The sequence below is a fragment of the Bifidobacterium sp. LH_743 genome (assembly GCF_056355775.1).
Map to the genome: position 1 here is coordinate 74,410 of NZ_JBKESZ010000005.1, position 22,887 is coordinate 97,296.

16 protein-coding genes and 1 riboswitch are annotated in these 22,887 nt (G+C 58.1%); of the genes, 12 read left to right on the forward strand and 4 right to left on the reverse strand.

What is annotated here, in order from left to right:
- Window positions 1-91: 91 nt before the first annotated feature.
- From AC1ATL_RS07725 to AC1ATL_RS07735, 3 genes are all read right to left on the reverse strand, one after another.
- Complete coding sequence (locus AC1ATL_RS07725) at window positions 92-535, reverse strand: type IV pilin protein (RefSeq protein ID WP_432622873.1); 444 nt, start codon at window positions 533-535, stop codon at window positions 92-94.
- A 551-nt stretch (window positions 536-1,086) separates the two neighbouring features.
- Window positions 1,087-1,749: a PulJ/GspJ family protein gene (locus AC1ATL_RS07730; protein ID WP_476569781.1), complete on the reverse strand. Its 663-nt coding sequence runs from the start codon at window positions 1,747-1,749 to the stop codon at window positions 1,087-1,089.
- Window positions 1,750-1,764: 15 nt separating this feature from the next.
- On the reverse strand, window positions 1,765-2,562 hold the full coding sequence (locus AC1ATL_RS07735; protein ID WP_432622877.1) for a prepilin-type N-terminal cleavage/methylation domain-containing protein: 798 nt from the start codon (window positions 2,560-2,562) through the stop codon (window positions 1,765-1,767).
- A 296-nt stretch (window positions 2,563-2,858) separates the two neighbouring features.
- Between AC1ATL_RS07735 and AC1ATL_RS07740 the strand changes: the two genes are divergently transcribed.
- The 5 genes from AC1ATL_RS07740 to AC1ATL_RS07760 all read left to right on the forward strand — a co-directional run bounded on the left by AC1ATL_RS07740 (window position 2,859) and on the right by AC1ATL_RS07760 (window position 10,977).
- On the forward strand, window positions 2,859-4,619 hold the full coding sequence (locus AC1ATL_RS07740) for a GspE/PulE family protein (RefSeq protein WP_432622879.1): 1,761 nt from the start codon (window positions 2,859-2,861) through the stop codon (window positions 4,617-4,619).
- A gap of 18 nt (window positions 4,620-4,637) precedes the next feature.
- Window positions 4,638-6,707, forward strand: a complete 2,070-nt coding sequence (locus tag AC1ATL_RS07745; protein WP_476569782.1) for a type IV pilus twitching motility protein PilT — start codon at window positions 4,638-4,640, stop codon at window positions 6,705-6,707.
- Window positions 6,708-6,824: 117 nt separating this feature from the next.
- The gene (locus AC1ATL_RS07750; RefSeq protein WP_476569783.1) at window positions 6,825-8,612 is read left to right on the forward strand and encodes a hypothetical protein; all 1,788 of its coding nucleotides are present in this window, start codon (window positions 6,825-6,827) and stop codon (window positions 8,610-8,612) included.
- A 97-nt stretch (window positions 8,613-8,709) separates the two neighbouring features.
- Window positions 8,710-9,861 carry a hypothetical protein gene (locus tag AC1ATL_RS07755; RefSeq protein ID WP_476569784.1) on the forward strand — a complete coding sequence of 384 codons (1,152 nt, stop codon included), beginning with the start codon at window positions 8,710-8,712 and terminating at the stop codon, window positions 9,859-9,861.
- Between the two features lie 189 nt (window positions 9,862-10,050).
- Complete coding sequence (locus tag AC1ATL_RS07760; RefSeq protein WP_476569785.1) at window positions 10,051-10,977, forward strand: DUF805 domain-containing protein; 927 nt, start codon at window positions 10,051-10,053, stop codon at window positions 10,975-10,977.
- A gap of 409 nt (window positions 10,978-11,386) precedes the next feature.
- Here the strand turns inward: AC1ATL_RS07760 and AC1ATL_RS07765 are convergent, their stop codons facing one another.
- On the reverse strand, window positions 11,387-12,247 hold the full coding sequence (locus AC1ATL_RS07765) for an aldo/keto reductase (protein ID WP_476569786.1): 861 nt from the start codon (window positions 12,245-12,247) through the stop codon (window positions 11,387-11,389).
- Window positions 12,248-12,491: 244 nt separating this feature from the next.
- Here AC1ATL_RS07765 and AC1ATL_RS07770 point away from each other — a divergent pair, with 244 nt between their 5' ends.
- The 7 genes from AC1ATL_RS07770 (at window position 12,492) to AC1ATL_RS07800 (ending at window position 22,740) form a co-directional block, all read left to right on the forward strand.
- Window positions 12,492-12,935, forward strand: coding sequence for a MerR family transcriptional regulator (locus AC1ATL_RS07770; RefSeq protein ID WP_476569787.1), 444 nt, complete (start codon window positions 12,492-12,494; stop codon window positions 12,933-12,935).
- Between the two features lie 177 nt (window positions 12,936-13,112).
- A riboswitch (TPP riboswitch) is annotated at window positions 13,113-13,225 on the forward strand.
- Complete coding sequence (gene thiM, locus AC1ATL_RS07775) at window positions 13,216-14,148, forward strand: hydroxyethylthiazole kinase (protein WP_476569788.1); 933 nt, start codon at window positions 13,216-13,218, stop codon at window positions 14,146-14,148. (Overlaps the previous riboswitch by 10 nt.)
- A gap of 115 nt (window positions 14,149-14,263) precedes the next feature.
- Window positions 14,264-16,888, forward strand: a complete 2,625-nt coding sequence (gene thiC, locus AC1ATL_RS07780; protein WP_432622921.1) for a phosphomethylpyrimidine synthase ThiC — start codon at window positions 14,264-14,266, stop codon at window positions 16,886-16,888.
- Window positions 16,889-17,047: 159 nt separating this feature from the next.
- Entirely contained in the window at window positions 17,048-17,890 is an 843-nt protein-coding gene (gene thiD / locus AC1ATL_RS07785; RefSeq protein WP_476569789.1) for a bifunctional hydroxymethylpyrimidine kinase/phosphomethylpyrimidine kinase, read from the forward strand.
- A 56-nt stretch (window positions 17,891-17,946) separates the two neighbouring features.
- Window positions 17,947-18,312 carry a thiamine-binding protein gene (locus tag AC1ATL_RS07790; RefSeq protein ID WP_432622895.1) on the forward strand — a complete coding sequence of 122 codons (366 nt, stop codon included), beginning with the start codon at window positions 17,947-17,949 and terminating at the stop codon, window positions 18,310-18,312.
- A 90-nt stretch (window positions 18,313-18,402) separates the two neighbouring features.
- Window positions 18,403-19,449 carry a LacI family DNA-binding transcriptional regulator gene (locus AC1ATL_RS07795; protein ID WP_432622897.1) on the forward strand — a complete coding sequence of 349 codons (1,047 nt, stop codon included), beginning with the start codon at window positions 18,403-18,405 and terminating at the stop codon, window positions 19,447-19,449.
- Window positions 19,450-19,515: 66 nt separating this feature from the next.
- Complete coding sequence (locus tag AC1ATL_RS07800; RefSeq protein ID WP_432622899.1) at window positions 19,516-22,740, forward strand: metallopeptidase domain-containing protein; 3,225 nt, start codon at window positions 19,516-19,518, stop codon at window positions 22,738-22,740.
- Window positions 22,741-22,887: the final 147 nt, after the last annotated feature.

Below are 22,887 nucleotides of genomic sequence, written 5' to 3' on the forward strand. Positions count from 1 at the left end.
GAATGTTTTTGTGCTTTGTTTTTTATGGGATATGCAGGTGTCGGGGATGGAAAACCATCCCCGACACTAGACTCAGTGAATCATCACTAAGTCACTTCTTCTTATTATCAGCAGACATCGAACCCAGGGATGAATCGTACGTGTACACCTTCGTACCAGTGTTGTCATCGTGACCCTTGATGGTATAAGCGTTGCCATCGCCCGCGTTCGCCGAAATCGTAATCTCCACACCCTTGGAGACGGTGATCTCCTGGTCGGAGCTGCCCAGGGTGGTCTTGCCCTCCTTGTAGGTCTTAGCCCAGCCGCTATCGAACTTGCCGTTGTTCGCAGTCATGGCGGTCTCGACCACCAAGCTGGCATTCTTCACATCCGACTCAATGGTGGAGTTCCACGCGGACTTGCGCTGGTTCAGGTAGATCGGCACGGCCACCGCGGCGAGGATGCCGATGATGATCACGACCACCAGCAGCTCGACCAGGGTGAAGCCCTTCTCGCCCTTAGCACGACGGTTCAAAGCAGCACGCACGCTCTTCATGATGAATCCTTCTTTCCAAAACCCGAAGACCACCACATCGCTTCCAACGGTGGACCCGAGAAGCGGCCTTCCACGGCCCCTGACGGAACCGCCCTTTTTTATTGTTTTTTCTGGCTCACATAACCAGGTGGCTTCAACTATAGAGCAGAAAAACCAGCCACAAACACAGAATCAACACATTCCCCGATGAGCGCCCGTGCAACAACGCATCACAATTCCATCACAGTTTCATACACATTTTCTTCACAGACAATCACCCCCACCTTCACCTGCGGATCAGCGGGATGCCGCGACCCAACCGACACAATTGGTCCAGCGCTGAACCAATCTTATGAAACGTTTGCAAAGCCACTGAAATCGTTTGCAAGATTTGCATAGCCACACTGCAAAATCCGTGAAGAAAAAAATCACTGAAATCATCACAAAATCGTATTACATCGGCGTGTCGGGGGTTATAAATCGTAAAACCATCTCACAAACGTCACATAACCAATACAAAAAACGGCTCTCCAAAGAGGGTCGTTTAGATGAAAACGTTAAGCAGAAAGCGCTCATCCACACTTGTTGAAATCGACTGATGCGCCGGATGCGACATTACGCGCGGTGAACGACGTGGACGTGTTCGATGTGACCGGCTTGCCGCCCACGAACGAACCTGTGACCGGAGAATACCGGACCACCCGGGTGCTGGCGTCCACCGTGAAAAGACTCGTGTTGAATAATGCGTCGTCCGTGGTGGTGGCTGTGGCGGAGTTCATCACCGATCCAAGCACCACATGTCTGCTCCATGCGCCGGAACCGGCATCATATGGCCTGGTTCTCACCGTCACCGACCCATAGCTGTCCACCGATTTGCCCGACCAGGTGGCTTCCGTGTAGTCGATCACCGCGCATTGCTTCACCCCATCGGAGTCATGGGTGACCAATGTGATCTTGCCGCCCTCGTCCTTGACGCCTTCCGCGTTGCGGATGTATTGGTCCAGGCTGCGCACCGACGTGGCTATCTCCGTAGATGATCTGGCGCGGATGGTGTCGGAACTGGTGGTGTGCAGATACTGCACGATAGACATGGTGAACAAAGTGGACACCACCGCGAAGATGAACAGCGAGACCGTCATCTCCACCAAGGTGACGCCGCCCTGCCCCTCCGCACGTCTGCGCAATACGCGCAACAGCCGGCGGTTCAGACTGAATCCGGAATGCTTTTCTTCCATGATGTGCCTCGATTCCTAGTCTCCGACCACATTGAGCAGCTCGTTGGTGGTGTAGACGGCCGTCGTCTTGCCGTTGTTCATGCCGTCTTTCCAAGTGACGCCCACCACCACGCGGACCATGGGCATATAGGTCTTCGATTCGTAGATGAATCCCTTGGTGGGAATGGAATTCCGGCTCAATATCGCGGATTTCAACGACGAGTCCTCGGTACCGTCCAATCCGGCGATGCTCGAGCCGCCGCTGATGCCGAGGGCCGAGGCGGTTTTGCAATCCATGGTTCCGCTCAGCCGATAGCATTTCTCCACCACGGTGTTCACCGTATACTTGGTCTGTTTGGCATCTTTGCCTGTGGTGGCACGCACCGGCTGGATGTATTTGCCGGCATCCGTGTCCGGCGTATCCGTCGCAGCCAGATCCGAAGGCTGGGAGCTTATAGCCCCCACCGCGGCGAGATTAGCCTGCGCTTGATTGACGCCATCCACTCCCATGCCGGCCAGCAGATCGACATAATACTGAGCCGGCTTCGATTTGTCGTCCGCTATCTGCGCCCTCATACGTTCGATACCGTCACTGCCCAATGAGACGGCGGTGGACCGCTGCTGCTGGGCGTATGACGTGTGGATGGCCGTGATGGCGAACTGCGCCGCGGCCAGACCGGTGACGCTCAGCACCACCACGGCCACCAGCACCTCCACCAAAGTGAAGCCCGCCTCACCCCGATTCGTCAATCGTTTGACACGACCTGCCGCAAGCCCTGCCACATTGCCGCTTCCCGCTCGCTCCATGAGCAGCTCCTTCAGTGCGAAAATCACCCCATCTTTGGAGGTGACAGGAATTTTCTCAGAACCGTAGACGCTTCGGTCCTTCACAGATATCCGATACTGTATCACGAATTCCATGCCAACGATTGCATACCCCGGCAAATATGCATCTGGCTCGATTTTGCCGGGCTGACGCGCTAATATATGTGGAAGTGACACGTCGCAAGGCGTGGCCACAGCTCACATGACCTTAGAAAACTGAACATTCTTGAGCCCGCGGATGCCAACATTTGCAAGGGTTCTTGTTCTTATGCCGCGCACACCAGTCCACGGTCCAGGAGGTCATTATGAGCGACGCTGGTTCAGGAGGGCGTTTCCCCTTCCTCAAACGCAATCGAAACGAAGACACGCCGAGCAGCTTCTCTCAGCGTATGGATCCGCATGTTCCGACAACGGGTGAGATCAACCAGATCTTCGCGCCAAGCCAACCACGTCACGCAGCCGCTTCGGCCAACGACGCCACCGGCGACTTCCCGGCCATGCCCGATCCGAAGAACGGCATGGATGAAAAAACCGAACGCCAATACGCCATGGCGCTGGCCCAAGGCATGAGTCTGCCGTTCGTCGATCTTAACGAGTACCAGATCGACAAGGAAGTCGTCAATATGGTGCCCGACGACCTGTGCCGCACCAACCAGCTTCTGCCGCTGTCCATCGTCAATGGACGCATCACCGTGGCCATGGCCGATCCGAAGAACTTCGCCGCCATCGACGACGTCTCCGCGACCACCGGCATGCCGGTCATCCCCATGGTCGCCATGCCTTCGCAGGTCAGGGAATCCATCAACCGCTATCTGCGAGCCAACGCCGAGCTGAACGAGCTTTCGCAGGAGATCGCGGCGACCGCGAAGAAGGAGGTCGACCTCGAGGAGGACAACGCCGAGGATGCCTCCCCCGTCGCACGATTCGTCAGCCTGCTCATCAACCAGGCCATCGACGACCACTGCTCCGACATCCACATCGAACCGCAGGAAGACGGCCTGCTGGTACGCTACCGTATCGACGGCGTGCTGCACGTGTTCCAAAAGGCGCCGAAGGCCATGACCCAGGGCGTGATCAGCCGCATCAAGGTCATGTCCGACATGGACATCGGCGAGCGCCGCAAGCCGCAGGATGGCCGTATCACCGTCAGGCACAACGGCAAAAAGGTGGATCTTCGTGTGGCCGCGCTGCCTACGGTGTGGGGCGAGAAGATCGTCATGCGAATCCTGAGCACGCCTTCCGGCAATCTCAAGGTGGAGGATCTGAACTTCAGCCAGCGCAATTTCGACGTGTTCTCCAAAGCGTACAACCGTCCATATGGTCTGGTGCTGGTCACCGGTCCTACGGGTTCTGGTAAGTCGACCACCCTGTACGCCACTTTGGGTGATGTGGCGAAGCCGGAAATCAACATCATCACCGTTGAGGACCCGGTGGAGTTCCGCATGAAGGGCATCAACCAGGTGCAGGTCAACAACAAGGCCGGCATGACGTTCGCCGCGGCCCTTCGTTCGATTCTTCGTGCCGATCCGGATGTGGTGCTCATCGGTGAGATCCGTGACGAGGAGACCGCCAACATCGCCATCGAAGCTTCGTTGACGGGCCACTTGGTACTGTCCACGCTGCATACCAACGATGCGCCAAGCGCCGTCACCCGTTTGACTGAAATGGGCGTGGAACCGTTCCTGCTGAGCTCGTCGCTCGCCGCGGTCATGGCCCAACGACTCGCCCGACGCCTGTGCAAGAAGTGCAAGCGTCAGGACACCGCCACTGAGGTGGAGCTCAGGATGATGGGCGTGGACCGCAAGCCCGGAACTCCTCTCCCCACGGTGTGGCGTCCGGTAGGTTGCCGTGAATGCGCCAACACCGGCTATAGCGGGCGTGTGGCCATCCAGCAGGTCATGGGCGTGGATTCCACTATGGAGGATCTCATCGCCCGTGGCGCCACTTCTATCGATATCGACAAGGCCGCAAGGGAACAAGGCATGACCACTCTTCGTGAGGATGGTTGGCAGAAGGTCCTTCAAGGCATCACCTCCGTGGAGGAAGTGCTCCGCGTGACGGTGTGAGGAAAGTGAGCGTGCATCATGAGCGCAATCAGCATTTTCAATGTGTTCGGCAAGGAAGGCAAGTCGCAGAAGACCCAGCAGCCGGCGCAGCAGTCTCAACAGCAAAGGACGGCAATGACCGACGAACAATCGACGTGGGACGGCCCCAACGCCCTTGCGGGGCTTAAGGGCGTGACCATTCCGAATACGGCGCCGACATTCGGCGGCGGCGATCCGAACAAGGGGCGTCATTGGTCGACCGACGACGCCATCCAAGTGGGCGACAGCGATCTAAGGAACATTTTCTCCACCATGGATTCCATGCCGGCGGTGCAACAGGATGAGGTGGATATTCCCGGTTCAGCGCCGGATAAGCAGCAGACGCAAGTGCAACCGCCCGTGCAACAGACGCAGCAGACTGCCGTCACACAGCCCATTGGGCAACAACCTGCTGTTGCCCAATCACAGCCGACGGTGCAACAGCAGCCATCCGCGCAGCCAATCGCCCAGCCTGTTGCGCAGCCCGCACCACAACAGGAATACCGGCAGCCGCAGAATGTGGAGCAGACCTTCCAATCGTCCGAAAGCCAGACGCAGCCCGTCATGCAGCAGGATGCGGTCCAACCGAAGCAGGACACGTACATATTCCCGTCGACGCCCGAAAACCAGCAGGTCGATTCCGACCAGCTGCAGTTCGACGCTGATGTCGATGCCACTGAACCCACTCCCAAAAGAGTGGAATCCGGCCCCATTCAGCAGATAGACAGCGAGCCTCCGGCATTCGTGCCAGGCAACACGCCTTTTGCGAAGACCCAGGCCGATGTCACGCAGACCGCGGTGCAGAGCAATCCGCTGGTCATCAACCACATTCCGCAGAACGCCATGTATCAGGTGCCGAGACAGCCACAGGTCATGCCCTTCGCGGATTTCGTGGTGCCTGAAACCAGTGATTCCGACGAGGATGCGGTGCCGAAGGAACGCAAGGTCAAAGCCCAGCAGGTGGAGGATCTACTGCGCGCGGAGCATCCTGAGGCGGATGACGAGTTCGTTGCCGCGATCCGCCAGCTGGTGGAGCTCAACGCCTCCGATTTGCATCTGGTGGTCAACGATCCGCCGATGCTGCGCGTGGATGGCAAGCTGAGACCGGCCAAGGGCCTGAGCGTGTGGGATAAGAACCGCACATACGAGGCCGTGAAGGTCATGACCAACGAATTGGAGCTTGAACGGTTCAAAGAGGATTGGGAGCTCGATGTCTCCTTCGCGATCGGCGATCTGCTCCGTTTCCGCGTGAACGTGTACCACGACCGTATGGGCGTGTGCGCCGCGCTCCGTACCATTCCGACCACCATCAAAACCGCTCAGGAACTGGGGCTTGACCCGCGTATCGCCGATCTGGCGCTACTGCCACGAGGTCTGGTGCTTGTATGCGGTCCTACCGGATCCGGCAAGTCGACCACGTTGGCCGCGATCGTGGATAAGGCGAACGCGGAACGTGCCGACCATATCATCACCATCGAGGATCCGATCGAATTCGTGCATCAACATAAGAAGTGCGTGATGAGCCAGCGCGAGGTGGGTACCGATACGAAGAGCTTCGCGGAGGCGTTGAAGCGCGCGCTGCGTGAGGATCCGGACATCATCGAAGTCGGCGAATTGCGAGATCTGGAGACCATCTCCACCGCGTTGACCGCAGTGGAGACTGGCCATTTGGTGTTCGCCACCCTGCACACGCAGGATGCAGGCTCCACCGTGGACCGTCTGATCGACGTGTACCCGGAGAACCAGCAACAGCAGATTCGCGTGCAGGTGGCCTCCACCCTTCGTGCCGTCATCGTGCAGACGCTGATTCCACGCGCCACAGGACATGGACGCGCTCCGGCCACCGAAGTGATGATCAACACTCCGGCAGTCGCATCACTGATTCGAAGCGGCAAGGCGCATCAGATCCGCACCGTGCTGCAGTCTGGCGAGAAGGAAGGCATGCACACGCTCGATCAGGATCTGGCGCGCCTGGTGAACAAGGGCACCATCACATTCGAGGATGCGATGGTGAAGGTGCAGGTGCGCGAGGAATTCGAGAAGCTCTGCGGCGCACGCAAATCCTTCTGACCGTCATCGAATGATTGGACCAATGGCGGGTTCGTGGCGGCGAGACCGTGGCGGACCCGTCATTTTTCAGTGCGCCAAAAATCGTAATGCATATTCCGTAAACGACAGGAAACGACAATGAGTTCGGCAACAGCAACCGCCGCGGGGAAAACAACACGATTCGGCAAAGCCAGGCATTGGATCACGCCGTTTCATTTGCATTGCGTGGTTCTCGCCGTGTATGTCATCGTGGTGGCCACGGTGATGTGTTTCCACGAGCCGTGGTTCGACGAAGCCCAGGCATGGCTCATAGCGCGCGACTGCTCATGGCGCGAGATGATTCTGGAACGCCCCCACTACGAGGGGCACCCGCCGCTGTGGTGGATGATTCTTGCCGTGCCCGCCAAGCTGGGCGTTCCCTACGAAATCGGTCTGAAGAGCGTCAACCTGATCTTCGCCACGCTCATGGTCTGGCTGCTCGAATTCAAGACCAAGCTGCCGGAGCTGTTCAAGACGATACTGCCGTTCTCCTACTTCCTGTGCTACCAGTACGGCGTCACCTCACGTCCGTATGCGCTGATGATCTGCGCGATGCTGCTTGTGGCCATCAATTGGAAGACGCGCAACAAGAAGCCTTGGCACGAGGTGTTCAGTCTGATGCTGCTGTGCCTGACCAGCTCGTACGGCATCGTGATCGCCGGCATGTTCGCAGCCAACTGGGTGCTCGGGTTCCTGAAATCCGACCATTCGCCGATCCACAATAAGCGAAGGTTCTTCGCTTTGCTTGTATTGCTGGCGTTCGCCGTGATTCTGATCCTCGACGTCATTCCAGCGAAGGATGTGTTCCACGGCAATTTCGACATGCACGGAATCTACGAACCGGTCCCCATCTGGCAGCAGTTCCTCAACGCTTGGATCCTGCTGCCATCCGAAACGCTGTTCACATCAATTCAGACAAGCTCCTCCCTCAACTTTGTGACGCTTTCATGGGACCAAGTCATCGAGGCGGGGCTTTTCTCCGGACTGATGTGGGCATTCCTCATCCAAATCAGCCGACGCAGGAATCATATGGCGCTGCTGCTGACCACGTATCTCGCGATAAGCATCGCGTTCATGCAACACTTCTCCACACATCACAACGGCATCGTGCTGGGATTCTTCATGGCGATTCTGGCCATCGACTGCGAGACGGAACCCATAAGCGCCGACGACTGGCCGAAACGGTGCTTGGCTTTGGCTGATTGGTTCATCGGTAAGCTTGGAGAAAAAACCTCGCTACGCTATTTCAATCTGATGAAAGCACTTGGAATGGCGCTCATGCTCGTCAGCGTGTATTGGACTGTCAGCGCGAGCATCTGCGACATCCGTTACGATTACGCGCCTTCCAGGGCGATGGCGAACTATGCCAAAACCTATCATCTGGATAAGTACCGGTGGATGTCCGGATGGACCCGTCTCGTCAAGACGGCCGACACCACGCCAAGCGTCGCCGAATTGATCGACAAAGGCGGTTACTGCGCCGGCGGAAACGATTGCATCGATTACACTTCCTGGCTGCCACGGACACAGACGGAAATGGCCCCGTACTTCAAGCACAATCTTGCGGCGAACGCGTACAAAGGCCACAGCTTTGCGTCATGGGATTGGATAGAACACCCCTACGAGAGCAAAAAGGATCTTGCCGCTTGGAAAAGCTGGGGCGAGCCGGAAGTCTACGACACCATCTACCAGCCGTTCTATTTTTCCGTTCTGGGATACGATCGCAACGACTACACCAAAGTTCACGTCGCCGATACCGTCACGCCTTGGAAAGACCAGCGATCGACCGACTCCTACGACATCTACGTTCGCAACGACATCTACGAGAACGTGATGCACTCCCCCAATACGGGCATCGCCTGGCCGGACGGGTCCAAACGGAAGTAATTACCCGCCATCCGTGTTCGACATATGTCCGATTTTTATTCGTTTATAGAAAAGATGAGCGGCGACGAGATGCGTCACGCTCCAGTAGACTGAGGTTATGCTGTTGACTGATTCGAATTCGCGCGGTCTGCGAATCGCCAAAAATATTCTGATTGTGGTCATCATATGCGCGGTATTCGTCACGGCTGTGTATTTCAAAAAAGGCACCGCATCAGACGAAAGCGATTGGGCTACGCAGCAAATCGAAACCATGCAGGGTATTCGGCAGACAGCGCAGGACAGTATCGCATTCGCGCAGGGCATGGAGAATCCGGACGAATACGCAGCGCAAATCGAAACCGTGCAGCAGTACATCACCGACTACGACCAGTTGGCGAAAACCAGGGAGATTCAGTCGATCACCACGCGCGATCCAGTGCAGCGTGCGCTCGGTTCGCTGAATCGCAATCGTCAGCAGGAAGCCGTTGCCAATATGCGGATCACGGCGAGTAACCTCGACAAGCAGACCAAGACGCTGCTCGATGCGGTGGACAAAACCATGGCGGACGATTTCACCCAGCATGGTGGCCAATGGCTGTTGCAGGTGGATGATCCGACGCAGGTGAACGAGCTGATCGACCGATACGGGAAGGACCGTCATTACTCATCCATGCGGGAACTGCTCACCGATCTGCAGTCGCTGCAAAAGCTACGTTCGACGGTGAAACAGCAGGTGTCGGACGCGGTGGCCAACCTACATGACGCGGAAGGCTCCGCCGCGGCAATCGCCGTACCGACGCTCAATGGCGACCTTGATCCGGCCGGTTGGTACACGCTCGCTACGAACGTGGCGGGAACGATGGGCGTGCAGATCGAGCAGACCATGGAATACAGCTGCGGCGGACAGACCGATGGTCTCCCCCAGGAGCTCACCGTGGCGTATTACTGTCAGACATCGGATCGTGCGCAACGGAACGTCGTACACATCCTCACCACACATCCGTCATGGACGCAGACCACGCGAAGCCCCTGGTTGGTGGATGTCGTCAAACATGAGCTTTCGCATCGTTCAATCATGATCTCCTGCGGAACCATACAGCCCGCGATCGCCGGTGACCGTACGGAAGCGGTGACGAATTCCTATTCCGCGCTGTATTTCGGAGCCGACCGCGGACGCATCGCCGAACAACAGCAAGGTCTGGCCGAGTACGCGATGGATGAGCAAAGCGACCAGATCGCAGCTTCCATCCACGATGGCAATTGTGGGTGAGCGGCAATCTCAGGAGCTAATACGGAATATTCCAGCTCGTGATATGGATTCTCGGAAAATATCCGATTATGCTATCGTTTTCACTGTATTCATGTGTCGGAAGTCGTTTTCCCAGTCGAAAGGCAACCAATGACGGCACCAGACCAGTACGGTTCCCAAAATCCATATAACCCCTATGGCTCCCTCAATATGAACACATCACCATCAGGCACAACGAGCGGAGACCAGCAATCGCAACAATATAACAGCTACTACGCCGCATCCGGCACACCCGTGGCACCACCCGCCATCGATTACGCCGAAATCAGCCGTGCTCACAGTCTCGATCTTCCTGCATACGGTTGCAATATCGCCGATGCCAACGTGCGATTCTGGAAGAAGTTCCTCGACACCAAGGGACGCGCGTCGCGCAGTGAATTCTGGTGGTGTCTGCTGACATACTGGCTGCTGCTTTTCATGCTTGGCGTGCTCATCGGACTGTCAAGCATCGACGACAGAACCTCCAATATCGTGGAGACCATCGTGAAAGTGGTGCTGTTCGTACCCTTCATCACCCTTTCCGTACGGCGTCTGCATGACAGCGGCAGGGATGGCAAGGTCCTCGTCGCGCTGCTCGTCGTTTCGGGCATAGGCAATCTCATCGGCCGGTTCGGAGGGTTGACGCTCGGCATGGGCGCGTTGCGTGCGATCGGCGGAGACGGATCGATGGACGGCATCCGCACCGGTATTGGCGCGGTGATCATCGCTTTGCTGCTCATCGTCGCCGCACCTATCGCCTACCTTATATTCATGGCCTTGCCCAGCGATCCGGAAGGCGCACGATTCGACGAGATGTCGATCGAACGTATGGAAATGGCGGCCAGCATGCGGGCCGGTCGGCGTCCGCAGACAGCCTCCGGATACAGTGCGGCTTCCAATTTCACGAGCGATTCCACCTCCGCCGAAGTCCGGAATGAGGACATTTTCGCCGCGCCGCAACCCGCTTATTCGCCACGAGGCGGAACCGTGTTCGCGCCGCAAGGCATGGCGCAGCCCACGGCGAGCGCAGCACCGAAACTGGGCGCGCAGTCCGTACAGCCATCCCGGAATCCGTCCGGAACGGAATGGGAAGAATAGGCAAAGCGCCCAATCTTGACGAAGGAAAATCCAACCACAACGCATCCATCCATGCCGCCTCTGTTGTCATCAACCCCGTCGACAGAAGCGGCAGATGCAATGAGCCCACAAAATAACCAACTATCGCAGCCCACCCAAGGCTGCACCGCAGCCAAAACGCGGTCAAAGCACAAATGCAAGAGATTCCATAGAAGACTATTCTTTTCGGTCAATACGCTTGCACCATGCATCCGCTGCTCATGCTCTATCCTTCCAATTCCAATGCATTCGCCAACCTCCCGCCTGCTACGATGCGTAGCCATCCCCTCATAGGCCATACCGTTATATTCCGGCAAAACGTTCGGCGGATGCACGTCGGCGTCGAGCACCCGCCGTTCCGGCCGGCGCTCTGGAAAATCAGAGGTCGGAATCACTCGCGACCGGTGCGATCCTTGACGTAGCCGACGAAGCGGTCGACCGCTTCGGGGGTGTCGTGACGGAAGAACATGCTGGTCTTGGTGTCGAGTCCCGCGATGGTTGCCATCTCGTCGTCGGAGAGTCGGAAATCGAAGATGTTCAGATTCTCCTCCATACGCTCCTTGTGTGTGGACTTGGGCAGGGCGACGATGTCGCGCTGGGTGAGCCAGCGCAGGATCACCTGGGCGACGGACTTACCGCGCGCCTCGCCAATCTTAGCCAGGGTGGGATTGGAGAACATGTTCTGCATGCCCTCCCCGAACGGCGCCCATGCCTCCTGTGCCACACCACGCTTGACCATGTTCTCGCGGGCTTCGATCTGCTGGTTGAACGGGTTGGTCTCGACCTGGTTGACCATGGGGGCGATCTCGTTGAAGGCGACCATGTCGGCCAGACGGTCCGGGTAGAAGTTGCTTACGCCGATGGCACGAATCACGCCGTCCTTGTAAAGCTTTTCCAGTGCTCGCCATGCGCCGTAGGTATCGGAGAACGGCTGGTGCAGCAAAACTAGGTCGAGATAGTCGGTGCCGAGCTTCTTCAAGGACACATCGACAGACTTCAGCGTGTTCTCATAACCGTAGTTGCTGATCCAGATCTTGGTGGTGAGGAACAGCTCCTTGCGGTCGATGCCGGAATCCTTGATGCCTTGACCGACTTCGGCCTCGTTGAAGTACGACTGCGCGGTGTCGATATGACGGTACCCGGTCTCAATGGCCTCGCGCACGCAACGCGGGGCATCGTCCTTGCCGATTTGGAAGACGCCATAGCCTATCTTCGGGATTTCGACGCCATTGGCAAGTTTCACATACTCCATCGTTTTTCCTTCCATAAGTTCGCTGATATCAAACACCGGTATATGTGCCGGAGATGCCCCTAACGATAGAATCCGGTAGTCGCTACCGGTCAAATTACGACTCGCCGGTACCATCTACCGGTAAGTACAACCGGAAGCGTGACATGATGAGCGCAAGCAAAAACAAAATGCGCGCCCCAAGCCCAACCTCATCCGGTGGCGCCCACCGAACGTCCCACCGCGCAGCATCCGAAAGGAGCCATGTATGGCAATCACGGCAATACCACTCCGCGAAAACATGAAAACCTACACGATGAAGCAGGCCTGCGAACTGACCGGCATGAACTACGAGGCATTGAAGTTCTATTGCAATTCAGGGCTCGTGCCGGGTCTCAAGCGGGATCACAACAATCGACGCGTCTTCGATGAACGATGCATCGCATGGATCAACGGCCTGACATGTCTCAAACGATGTGGCCTAGGCATCAAAGAGATGCAACACTACACGCAGCTCTGTCTTGAAGGTGAGTCGTCGATACCGGAACGGCAGGAAATCCTTGCAGAAAAACGCGAGCACCTAGAAGCGCAACTGGAGGGACTGCGCAAAGCCATCGCCTACATCGACGAAAAACAGCGCTTCTACGAAGACGTGACCGCCGGCAGGACGGCATATTGCAGCAACGTCATAGACACAACGCAGAGCGACTGACAGCATTTCGTAGGTGATTTTTGCGTTCCGTAGACGGTCAGCTTCGAATCCGGACACGAGCAAACGCCTAATTCCAGGCATCTCGCCGGCGCTTATCCGGCAGCAACCACCTATGGAAGCCCAAAAACACCTACGGAATTACACCTGTCAAGGGACGCAGATAGATTAAGCACTGTTGTAAACATGCGGGGGTGCTTGACGGCCAAGTCCGGCAAGCTGAGATAGGCGCGACGCCTGACCCTTTGAACCTGTTGGTTAGGACCAACGTAGGGAGCAGATCATGAGCATTGACTCATATGCCGACGGCACCGATGGCAACGGAATCAACCATAGCGATGGCGTGACATCCGTTCCGGCCACCGATCCAATCCGCGAGGCAATCAGGAAAGCCGTCATCGACGTACGCGAGCAGACGCCGCTGGCGCAGTCGTTCACCAATTTCGTGACCATCAACTTGGTGGCCAACGCGCAGCTCGCCGCCGGCGGCACGGCCGCCATGAGCTATCTGCCGGATGACGTGATCGCCACCGCCGAAATCGCCGGATCCAACTACATCAACGTGGGCACGTTGCTGCCGTTCTTCAAGGACGCGTTGCCCGAAATCGCATACAAACTGCATAAGAACGGTAAGACGTGGGTGCTCGACCCGGTCGCGGCCGGCATCGGCGAGACGCGCACGGCCATTCTCGAATCGTTCCGCACATATCCGCCGACCATCGTGCGCGGCAACGCCAGCGAGATCATCGCACTCGACGCGATGTGGGGTCTCGCCAACGCCGAACAGGACAATCCGACCACCCGCCCCGCGGGTGTGGAAGCCGTCGATGCGGTTGATTCGGCTGTCGACGCGGCCAAGCGCATCGCCCGTCATCTGGCGAAGCACTCCCCCATCGGCAAGGGCGCGGTCGCGGTATCCGGCGCGGTCGATCTGGTGACCGACGGAGACCATACTTTCCGCCTGCCCGGCGGCAGCGCGATGATGACGAAAATCACCGGCGCCGGCTGCTCGCTCGGCGGCGTGACCGCAACGTATCTCGCCGTGGCCGAACCGCTTGTCGCGGCGCTGGCCGCATCGTTGCTGTATGACCGCGCGTCCGAAATCGCGCAGACGCAGTCGAACGGTCCGGGTTCGTTCCAGGTGGCGTTGCTCGATGCACTGTGGAACGTCACCGCCGATCAGGTGGCCACGTCCGAAATCAACGAAACCGTCTGATTCCGATTCTCGGGATTAATTTTCACATAACCACAATCGTATATACGGAATATATACGATTGCATATGATCATAAGACTTCTTCTGGAGCACTTACTCAATATAAAAAGGGGAAAATAATGGATAACTATCCATATGCATCCATGCGCGACTGTTTCGACATGAGCGCATATTTCGTGGTCGGCCCTCAGGATTGCAAGGGCCGACCGGTGACGGACGTGGTCGATGACGCTTTGCGCGGCGGCGCGACGTTCATCCAGCTGCGTGCCAAGGATGCCGACGCGAAGGACATCACCGAGATGGCCCGCGACATCGCCCAGATCATCGAAGACAACGGCAAGTCCGATTCCGTGGCGTTCGTCATCGACGACCGCGTGGACGTGGTGTGGCAGGCCCGCAACAAGGGCATCAAGGTGGACGGCGTGCACATCGGCCAGACCGATATGGAACCACGCGAGGCCCGCGCGCTGCTCGGCGAGGACGCCATCGTCGGCCTGTCCGCGGAAACCGAAAGCCTGGTGAAGCTTATCAACGAGCTGCCGGACGGCTGCATCGACTATATCGGCGCCGGCCCATTGCATGTGTCCACCACCAAGCCGGAGGCCTCCGTGGGCGGCAACGACGGTTCCGGACATACGCTCGACGAGGAGCAGATCAACACGATTTGCACGGCAAGCGAATTTCCCGTGGTCGTCGGCGGCGGCGTGCATGCCGATGATATGGAGATGCTGGCACGCTCCAAGGCCGCCGGCTGGTTCGTGGTGTCCGCGATCGCGGGCGCGGACGATCCGGAAGCAGCCACCCGTGAGATGGTGACGCGGTGGAAGGCGGTGCGCGGCGACAGGAAGCACGGCTATGCTCCGCGTGTGAAAGCTGCGACCCCGGCCGAGAAGCCCGTCGAAGCAACCGAGAAGAAGTTCACAAACGCCAAGGAGGCCAAGGCCGCATCCAAACTGGCGAAGCAGCAGCGTGTGGACATCGCCGCCCGTGGTTCCAAGCAACGTGACAAGGCGCACATCCGCAAGACCACGCCCGTACATTTCGAGAACCAGTTCGGCACTTACGATCTGGAAGTGCCATACACCGAGATCAAGCTGTCTGACACCCCCGGCGTTGGTCCGAACGCACCGTTCAAGGACTACAACACGGAAGGCCCCAAGTGCGATCCGAAGGAGGGTCTGGCACCGCTTCGTCTCGACTGGATTCGCGACCGCGGTGATGTGGAGGAATACGAAGGCCGCCGCCGCAACCTCGAAGATGACGGTAAGCGCGCCATCAAGCGTGGCAAGGCCTCCAAGGAATGGCGTGGACGCCAGCACAAGCCGCTGCGCGCCAAGGACCATCCGGTGACTCAGATGTGGTATGCGCGCCACAACATCATCACCCCGGAGATGCGTTATGTGGCCGAACGCGAGCACTGCAGCGTGGAGCTCGTGCGTTCCGAACTGGCCGCCGGCCGCGCGGTGATGCCGTGCAATATCAACCATCCTGAGGCCGAACCGATGATCATCGGCTCGAAGTTCCTCACCAAGCTCAATGCGAACATGGGCAATTCGGCCGTCACCTCGTCCATCGATGAAGAGGTGGAGAAGCTGACGTGGGCGACCAAGTGGGGCGCCGACACCGTGATGGATCTGTCCACCGGCAATGACATCCACACCACACGCGAGTGGATTCTGCGCAACTCCCCCGTTCCGATTGGCACCGTGCCGATGTACCAGGCACTGGAGAAGGTCGAGGACGATGCGTCCAAGCTGAGCTGGGAGCTGTTCCGCGACACCGTGATCGAGCAGTGCGAGCAGGGCGTGGACTACATGACCATCCATGCCGGCGTGCTGCTGCGTTTCGTGCCGCTGACCGCCAACCGCACGACGGGCATCGTCTCCCGTGGCGGCTCGATCATGGCGGAATGGTGCCTGCAGCATCATCAGGAAAGCTTCCTGTACACGCATTTCGACGAATTGTGCGATATCTTCGCCAAGTACGATGTGGCGTTCTCGCTGGGCGACGGCCTGCGCCCGGGTTCGCTGGCGGACGCCAACGACGCCGCGCAGTTCGCCGAGCTCATGACGCTGGGCGAGCTCACCCAGCGCGCGTGGCAGCATGACGTGCAGGTGATGATCGAGGGCCCGGGCCATATTCCGTTCGACACCGTGCGCATGAACATCGAGATGGAGAAGGCCATCTGCAAGGACGCCCCGTTCTACACCCTTGGGCCGCTCACCACGGATACCGCGCCGGGCTACGACCACATCACCTCCGCCATCGGCGGCGTGGAGATCGCGCGTTACGGCACCGCCATGCTGTGCTATGTGACGCCGAAGGAGCACCTCGGCCTGCCGAACAAGGATGATGTCAAGCAGGGCGTGATCGCCTACAAGATCGCCTGCCATGCGGCCGATATCGCCAAGCACCATCCGCACGCCATGGACCGCGACAATGCGATGAGCAAGGCTCGTTTCGAGTTCCGTTGGCTCGACCAGTTCAACCTGAGCTACGATCCGGACACCGCCATCGCCTTCCATGACGAGACGTTGCCCGCCGAGCCTGCGAAGATGGCTCATTTCTGCTCCATGTGCGGCCCGAAGTTCTGCTCCATGGCCATTTCGCAGAACATCCGCAAGAAGTTCGGCGACGCTGCGGCGCAGGAGAAGCTGGTTGCGGACGCGCAGACGATCGCGGCCGGAATGCAGGCGATGAGCGAGAAATTCCGCGAAGGCGGCTCCACGCTGTATCAGTGAGAGCAGACGTATTCGTGGATTAGTGCCGTGCATTGACGAATCCACGGCGTAAACTGGCGGTTCTGTGATGCGATGCATGCAGATCCGCCAGTTCGCATACTGATTTGCATGGCGATTCGTATAGCAGACGCCGATGAAGGCACCAAAGAAGGGAACAATATGACCAGCACATTGCCACCGGTATTGAGCATCGCGGGATCGGATTCATCCGGCGGAGCCGGTATCCAGGCCGACCTGAAGACCATGCTCGCCAACGGCGTGTTCGGTATGACCGCCATCGCGGCGCTCACCGCGCAGAACACCACCGGCGTGACGATGGTCACCAACACGCCCCCGGAAATGCTGGCGGCGCAGATTGACGCCGTGTTCGAGGACATTCCTCCGGTCGCGGTGAAGATCGGCATGGTCTCCAGCGCCGAACTCATCGGCGTGATCGCCGATCGTCTGACCGCACATGGCGCGAGGAACGTGGTTCTTGATCCGGTGATGGTGGCCACGTCCGGCGCGAAGCTCATCGAGGACGACGCCATCGCGGCGCTCACTTCCAAGCTGTTCCCCCTTGCTACCGTCATCACGCCGAACATGCCGGAAACCCAAGTATTGTGCGATTTGGCGGTTCAGCAGGGCGCAGGCGAAATCGATTACGAAAACGGCAGTTCCATCCGTACCGAGAACGACATGGTCACCGCGGGCCATCTGCTCGCCGGCCATTTCGGCTGTGCCGTGCTCGTCAAAGGCGGTCATGGCACACAGGATGCCAGTGACGTGCTCGTCGAGCCGAGCGGCAAAATCACATGGTTCCGCTCCCGTCGTATCGACAATCCGAACACGCATGGCACCGGATGCACGCTGTCCTCCGCGATCGCAAGCCATCTGGCACTCGGCGAGGACCTGCCGACGGCCGTCGACCATGCCAAGCTGTATCTGACCGGTGCTTTGGAGGCGCAACTCGACCTCGGCCACGGCTCCGGACCGATGGACCACGCATGGAAGTGGCGCTAGACAACGCAATCCATCGCAGACAAGGCAAGTGTGCGTAACCGCAAGAAAGGAACATCATGACGCTCGATCGCAATGCCGAAAAGCAGGAAGTGCCTGTCGACCCGAAAACAGGCAAACCGTATATCAACACGCTCGCCGCGGTGGCCATCTCCCCCGCCGGCGCAAGCCCGGAGAAGTCCACGTACGTGGCGCAGGCCGTGGACGTGATCCGCGAATCCGGTCTGCCGAATGAGACGAACGCGATGTTCACCAATATCGAAGGCGACATCGACGACGTGCTCAAGGTGATCCGCGACGCCACCATGAAGCTTGCCGGCCAAGGCTACCGCACCGACGTGGTGATCCGTCTTGACATCCGCCCCGGTTTCGAAGGGCAGATTCACGCCAAGCAGGAACTGGTGAACGAAATTCTGTCGGAATAACCCCTGACGGGACAAGACATTCCACACGAAAGGCGCGTTTTTCTGGGAAAAGCGCGCCTTTCGCTTTTGTTTGGGTATAGTGTTGCGATTATGACCACGATGAAGGAAATCGCCGAACAGACAGGGGTATCCATTTCCACGGTGTCCCTGGTACTCAACGGACGTGACGAGGGCAGGGTGAATTCCACACTTGCTTCGCTGGTGCGAGACAAGGCGACCGAACTCGGGTACAAGATCAACCCGTTGGCACGAAGCCTGCGCACCAACAAAACCCGCATCCTCGGCTTCATCAGCGAGGAGGTCGCCACCACGCCGTACGCAGGCGGCATCATTCTGGGCGCGCAGGACGCGGCCAGCGCCTACGGCTACATGCTGTTCACCGTCAGCACCGACGGCAAGGCGAGCGAGGAAAACGAAATCGCCACGCTGAAAAGATACGGCGTGGACGGATTCTTCTATTCGAAGATGTCCAACCGCATCGCCAAAGTGCCGAAATCGCTGGACGACTATCCCGTCGTGATGGTGGACGCCACCGATCACGACAACAAGATACCCAGCGTCGAACCCGATGAGTTCATGATCGCATACGATGCCACGAATAGGCTCATCAAAGCCGACTGCGAGCGCATCGCCTACATCGGATGCTCGGAAAGTATGATCGCGCAGGATGGGCGTCTGGCCGGATATCAGGCTGCGCTGCACGATGCCGGCCGTGTTCTCGACCCCTCTTTGATCTGCAACGTGCTGAACAACGGCCCAGCGCTACGCGCGGTCAGCAAACTGTTCGATGACGCCCGCCCCGATGGCTTCTTCTGCTTCAACGACGCACGAGCCTGGTACGTGTACGAATGCGCGGCACGTCATGGACTGACGGTCGGCAAGGATATTTCCGTGGTCGGTGTGGATAATCACCGCGTGTTCGCGGAGACGCTGGAACCGCAATTGACGACCGTGGAACTGCCGCATTACGAAATGGGATACTGGTCCGCCTGCAAGCTGATCTCCATGATCGAAGGCAAGGACGTGGACACCAGCATATGGCCGGAGACCAGGGCTCCCCTACCACCCCTCGATGCGTCGATTCCAGCGAAGATTCACTGCGCGCTGTTGGAGAAGGGGTCAGTCGTGGTCCACTGACTATAATTGGCGTCATATGGCAATCACAGACGATTGCCATATGACGCCAGCGAGAAGAGAGCCACCATGCATATCACGCATTCCCAACGGAAATCCGTCCATCACCCCATTCTTGTCAAAGGCCTGGCCATGCTGGCCGCCGCCACATGCGCGCTGGCAGGAGGCTTGATCTGCACCCAGCCGGCACTCGCGCAGGAAACGTCCGCAACGGACATGTCCGACTCAGCCACGACCACCCCCATCGACAGCAACTCCGACAAGCAGAGCACCGCCGGACTGATTTCCCAGGCAGCCGCACGCGAACAGCGGAACGCGGGAATCGATACACATTCGGTGTTCCCGGACGATTGGCAGATGTCGAGCGGCATGCCGTCCGAGGGCAACGCCCATGTGCTGGTGCTGCGCGTCGATTTCCCCGATATGCATTTCGATTCGGATGACACGTTGGAAGCGTTGCAGGCCGACATTGACGGCTCCGCCGGCACGGCGCCGTTCGAAAGCCTCAAGGCATTCTACGAACGCAGCTCCTATGGCAAGTTGCACATCGACGGCAAAGCCTACAACTACACCGCTTCGAAACCCCGGAGCTCCTACACGGACGACACACGCAGCCTGTTCTACGAGGCGTTGCATGCGCTTGACGATCAAATCGATTACAGCCAGTTCGACGGCAACAACGACGGCAAGATCGATGCGGTGTATATACATTTCGCCGGCCCGGACACGGGATGGGGAAGCGCCTGGTGGTCCAATGAAAGTATCGCGGATTCACCCGGACATGCCGATGACCGGTTCGATGGCAAGCAGCTGTGGAACACCATATTGATCTCGGAAAAGGCGACGCAGGCGGTGACGACCATGTGTCATGAAACCGGCCACGCATTGGGATTGCCGGACTATTATCCTTATGGTAAAGCGGCAGGTGGCTATTACAACAAAGGCGGCATAGGCACGTTCGCGATGATGGAATCAAACACCTCCGATTTCACCGGTTTTTCCAAATGGCTGCTCGGCTGGATGGATGATGACCTCATCACCCGCGCAGTGGTAAGCAGCGACGGCGTCACCTGGAAGAAAGGTCTTGCCGATGCCGAGCATCATGCGGCAACGCTCGATGTGGCACTCTCGGCCCTGTCCACCGATGAGATGAAAGATCATGGAGGGTTCGTCGTCATATCCAACGACAGAACACTGTTGACGGCCTCCGGCATTTTCTCGTCGTATTATCTCGTGCAATATGACGCCGTCGCCGGCGCGCAGACATGCGGCAACATCGCCAAGAAGGCACCTGGATTCCGCGTGTTCCGTATCCAAGCCGAGTTGAATGATTCCAACGACGATTTCCAGCATTCGACTTCCGACGGCGTATGGACCGATCAGCTCATCGAATCGGTCACCGGTCCGGTCGACCGAGCCAACCCGTTCTTCGTGACAGGCGACCATCTCTCGCCGAGCACCATCCCCTCGACCAATTTCCACGAAAACATCGCGTCCGGCTATACCGGTATCGATCTGACGGTGCTTGACAGCAAAGCCACATCAGGCAGCATCCACATCGGTTTCACAACGAAGCCGACAGTGAACTTCACCATCAAAGACGACGTCATGCCAGGGAAACTGTCCAATATCGGCAGTTACCGGCTGTCAACGTCGATCGGGGCGCAAATCACAGACGATTCTGAAGCGAAACTCGTCGTCGATGGCAAATCATACAAAGTATCCGTCCAGGCCAAACCCGGCATGAAGCAGCTGTCCATCAGCGGAATCTCCATCCAGGCGGGAACAATCGGTCCGAAATCGGACTGCGAGTTCGTCTTCCCGGCAGGCATGTTCATCATCGATACCGATCAGAACGGGAATCCCATCTATTCCAAGGAGATCCATGTGCCGGTGCATCCAACGCTCCTGGCCTCAATCGACTTTGCCGGCGACTATGATTTCCCGGAAGGAACAAGCATATCGAATGTGGCCACAATCGACGGCAACGGCTCCTATTACGTGACTGCATCGAACGGATTGGTGACTATCCACAAGGTGGATACCACGGACTATTCGAAGACCGACGGCACGCAGGTGCGTGATATCTCCTTCGGCAGTGACGACATCGTCAAGCCACAGGTAGTCCCGTACGACGCGAACCATATCTTCATCATTCTGACCGTCAACTGGACCGAGCGGAGATTCCTGATCGTCGACACGCGCAACGGATCGGTCACGGCGCAAACCACCACACCAATAGAAACGGACAACACCAACGACCATTACCTGCGCATCGGTCACAGTCTTCTCCTCCAGAATAAGAAGATGACAGGTGAGACCACGGCCTATATGCAGACTTTGGTCACGCCCAAGGGCGACGGCACGTTCTCGGTACGTCGGACCATGCGGCAGTATTATCCGCTGCAGACCACCAGCGATAATCAGGTCTATACCGTGAAAGACGATGCGGATGGCAACCAGGACGTGCGTTTCTACGACGGAAACGAAGTGGAGCGCCATCTCATCGAAGTCGGGACGCCGATTGACGACCAGTCCGCCATCGCCAGCATAGACGACTCGTTCTTCGATGCCCTCAACCCGACGCGGACGCTTCATGTCAAGGGCATGGTCCAGGTCGCCGCCGTCGATACGAATGCCAACGTCAAGGACACGAGATACGCCATCTATGCCCAGCAATGGCAGACTCTGCCTTCGGGCGCAGTGAGATTCGTTTGGCATATCCAGACCTTCGACGCCAAAGGCAATGTCACGTCCGACACCGTCGATTCCAGCGAACTCATCACTCCCGACAATTCCAGCGTCGGAACCAAAGAGGCGCTGCTGCGCATCTCCCCGACCGGCGCCGTGGCCATCACCAGGCTGGATGATGCATCCGTCTACAACACGCTGTTCCTCGACAACAATCACAACAAGCTCTCAACGCTTTGCGATTGGACCAGCGACTGGGGCGATTGGGTCGACGGACGCTGGATGAGCATCGGCACCGATATCGACCAATCCGACACAGTGCATCGACACTACACCGTCACCAGCCGATTCGGCGATCCCTCATCCCCGGGCACGAAGGATGACCCGTCCGAACCTGCAGAGCCGTCCACGCCTGCCAAGCCTGCCGATTCCGGCAACGCTTCCAAGCGGCCGACATCCGATGCGGCACAGACCGGTACGCACACACCGATCGTTATGGCAAATACCGGCTCCGCCGTTATGGTTCGCTGGGTGATCGCCTTGTGCGCAGCCGCCGTCGCTCTCCTGCTTGTCGTGGAATGCACCCGACATGCCGAAAGGTAGTTCCGCGCTTCTGTCCATTTTGTGATTCCCTGTGATTGCAACGCCTCTTCAGGCGTTGCAATCATTGACGTCAATCGATTGACGTCAAACGTTTGACGAAACGTTCTCGATGTGTTATCTTATAGCCATGTTCGCTTTCGGCACGGC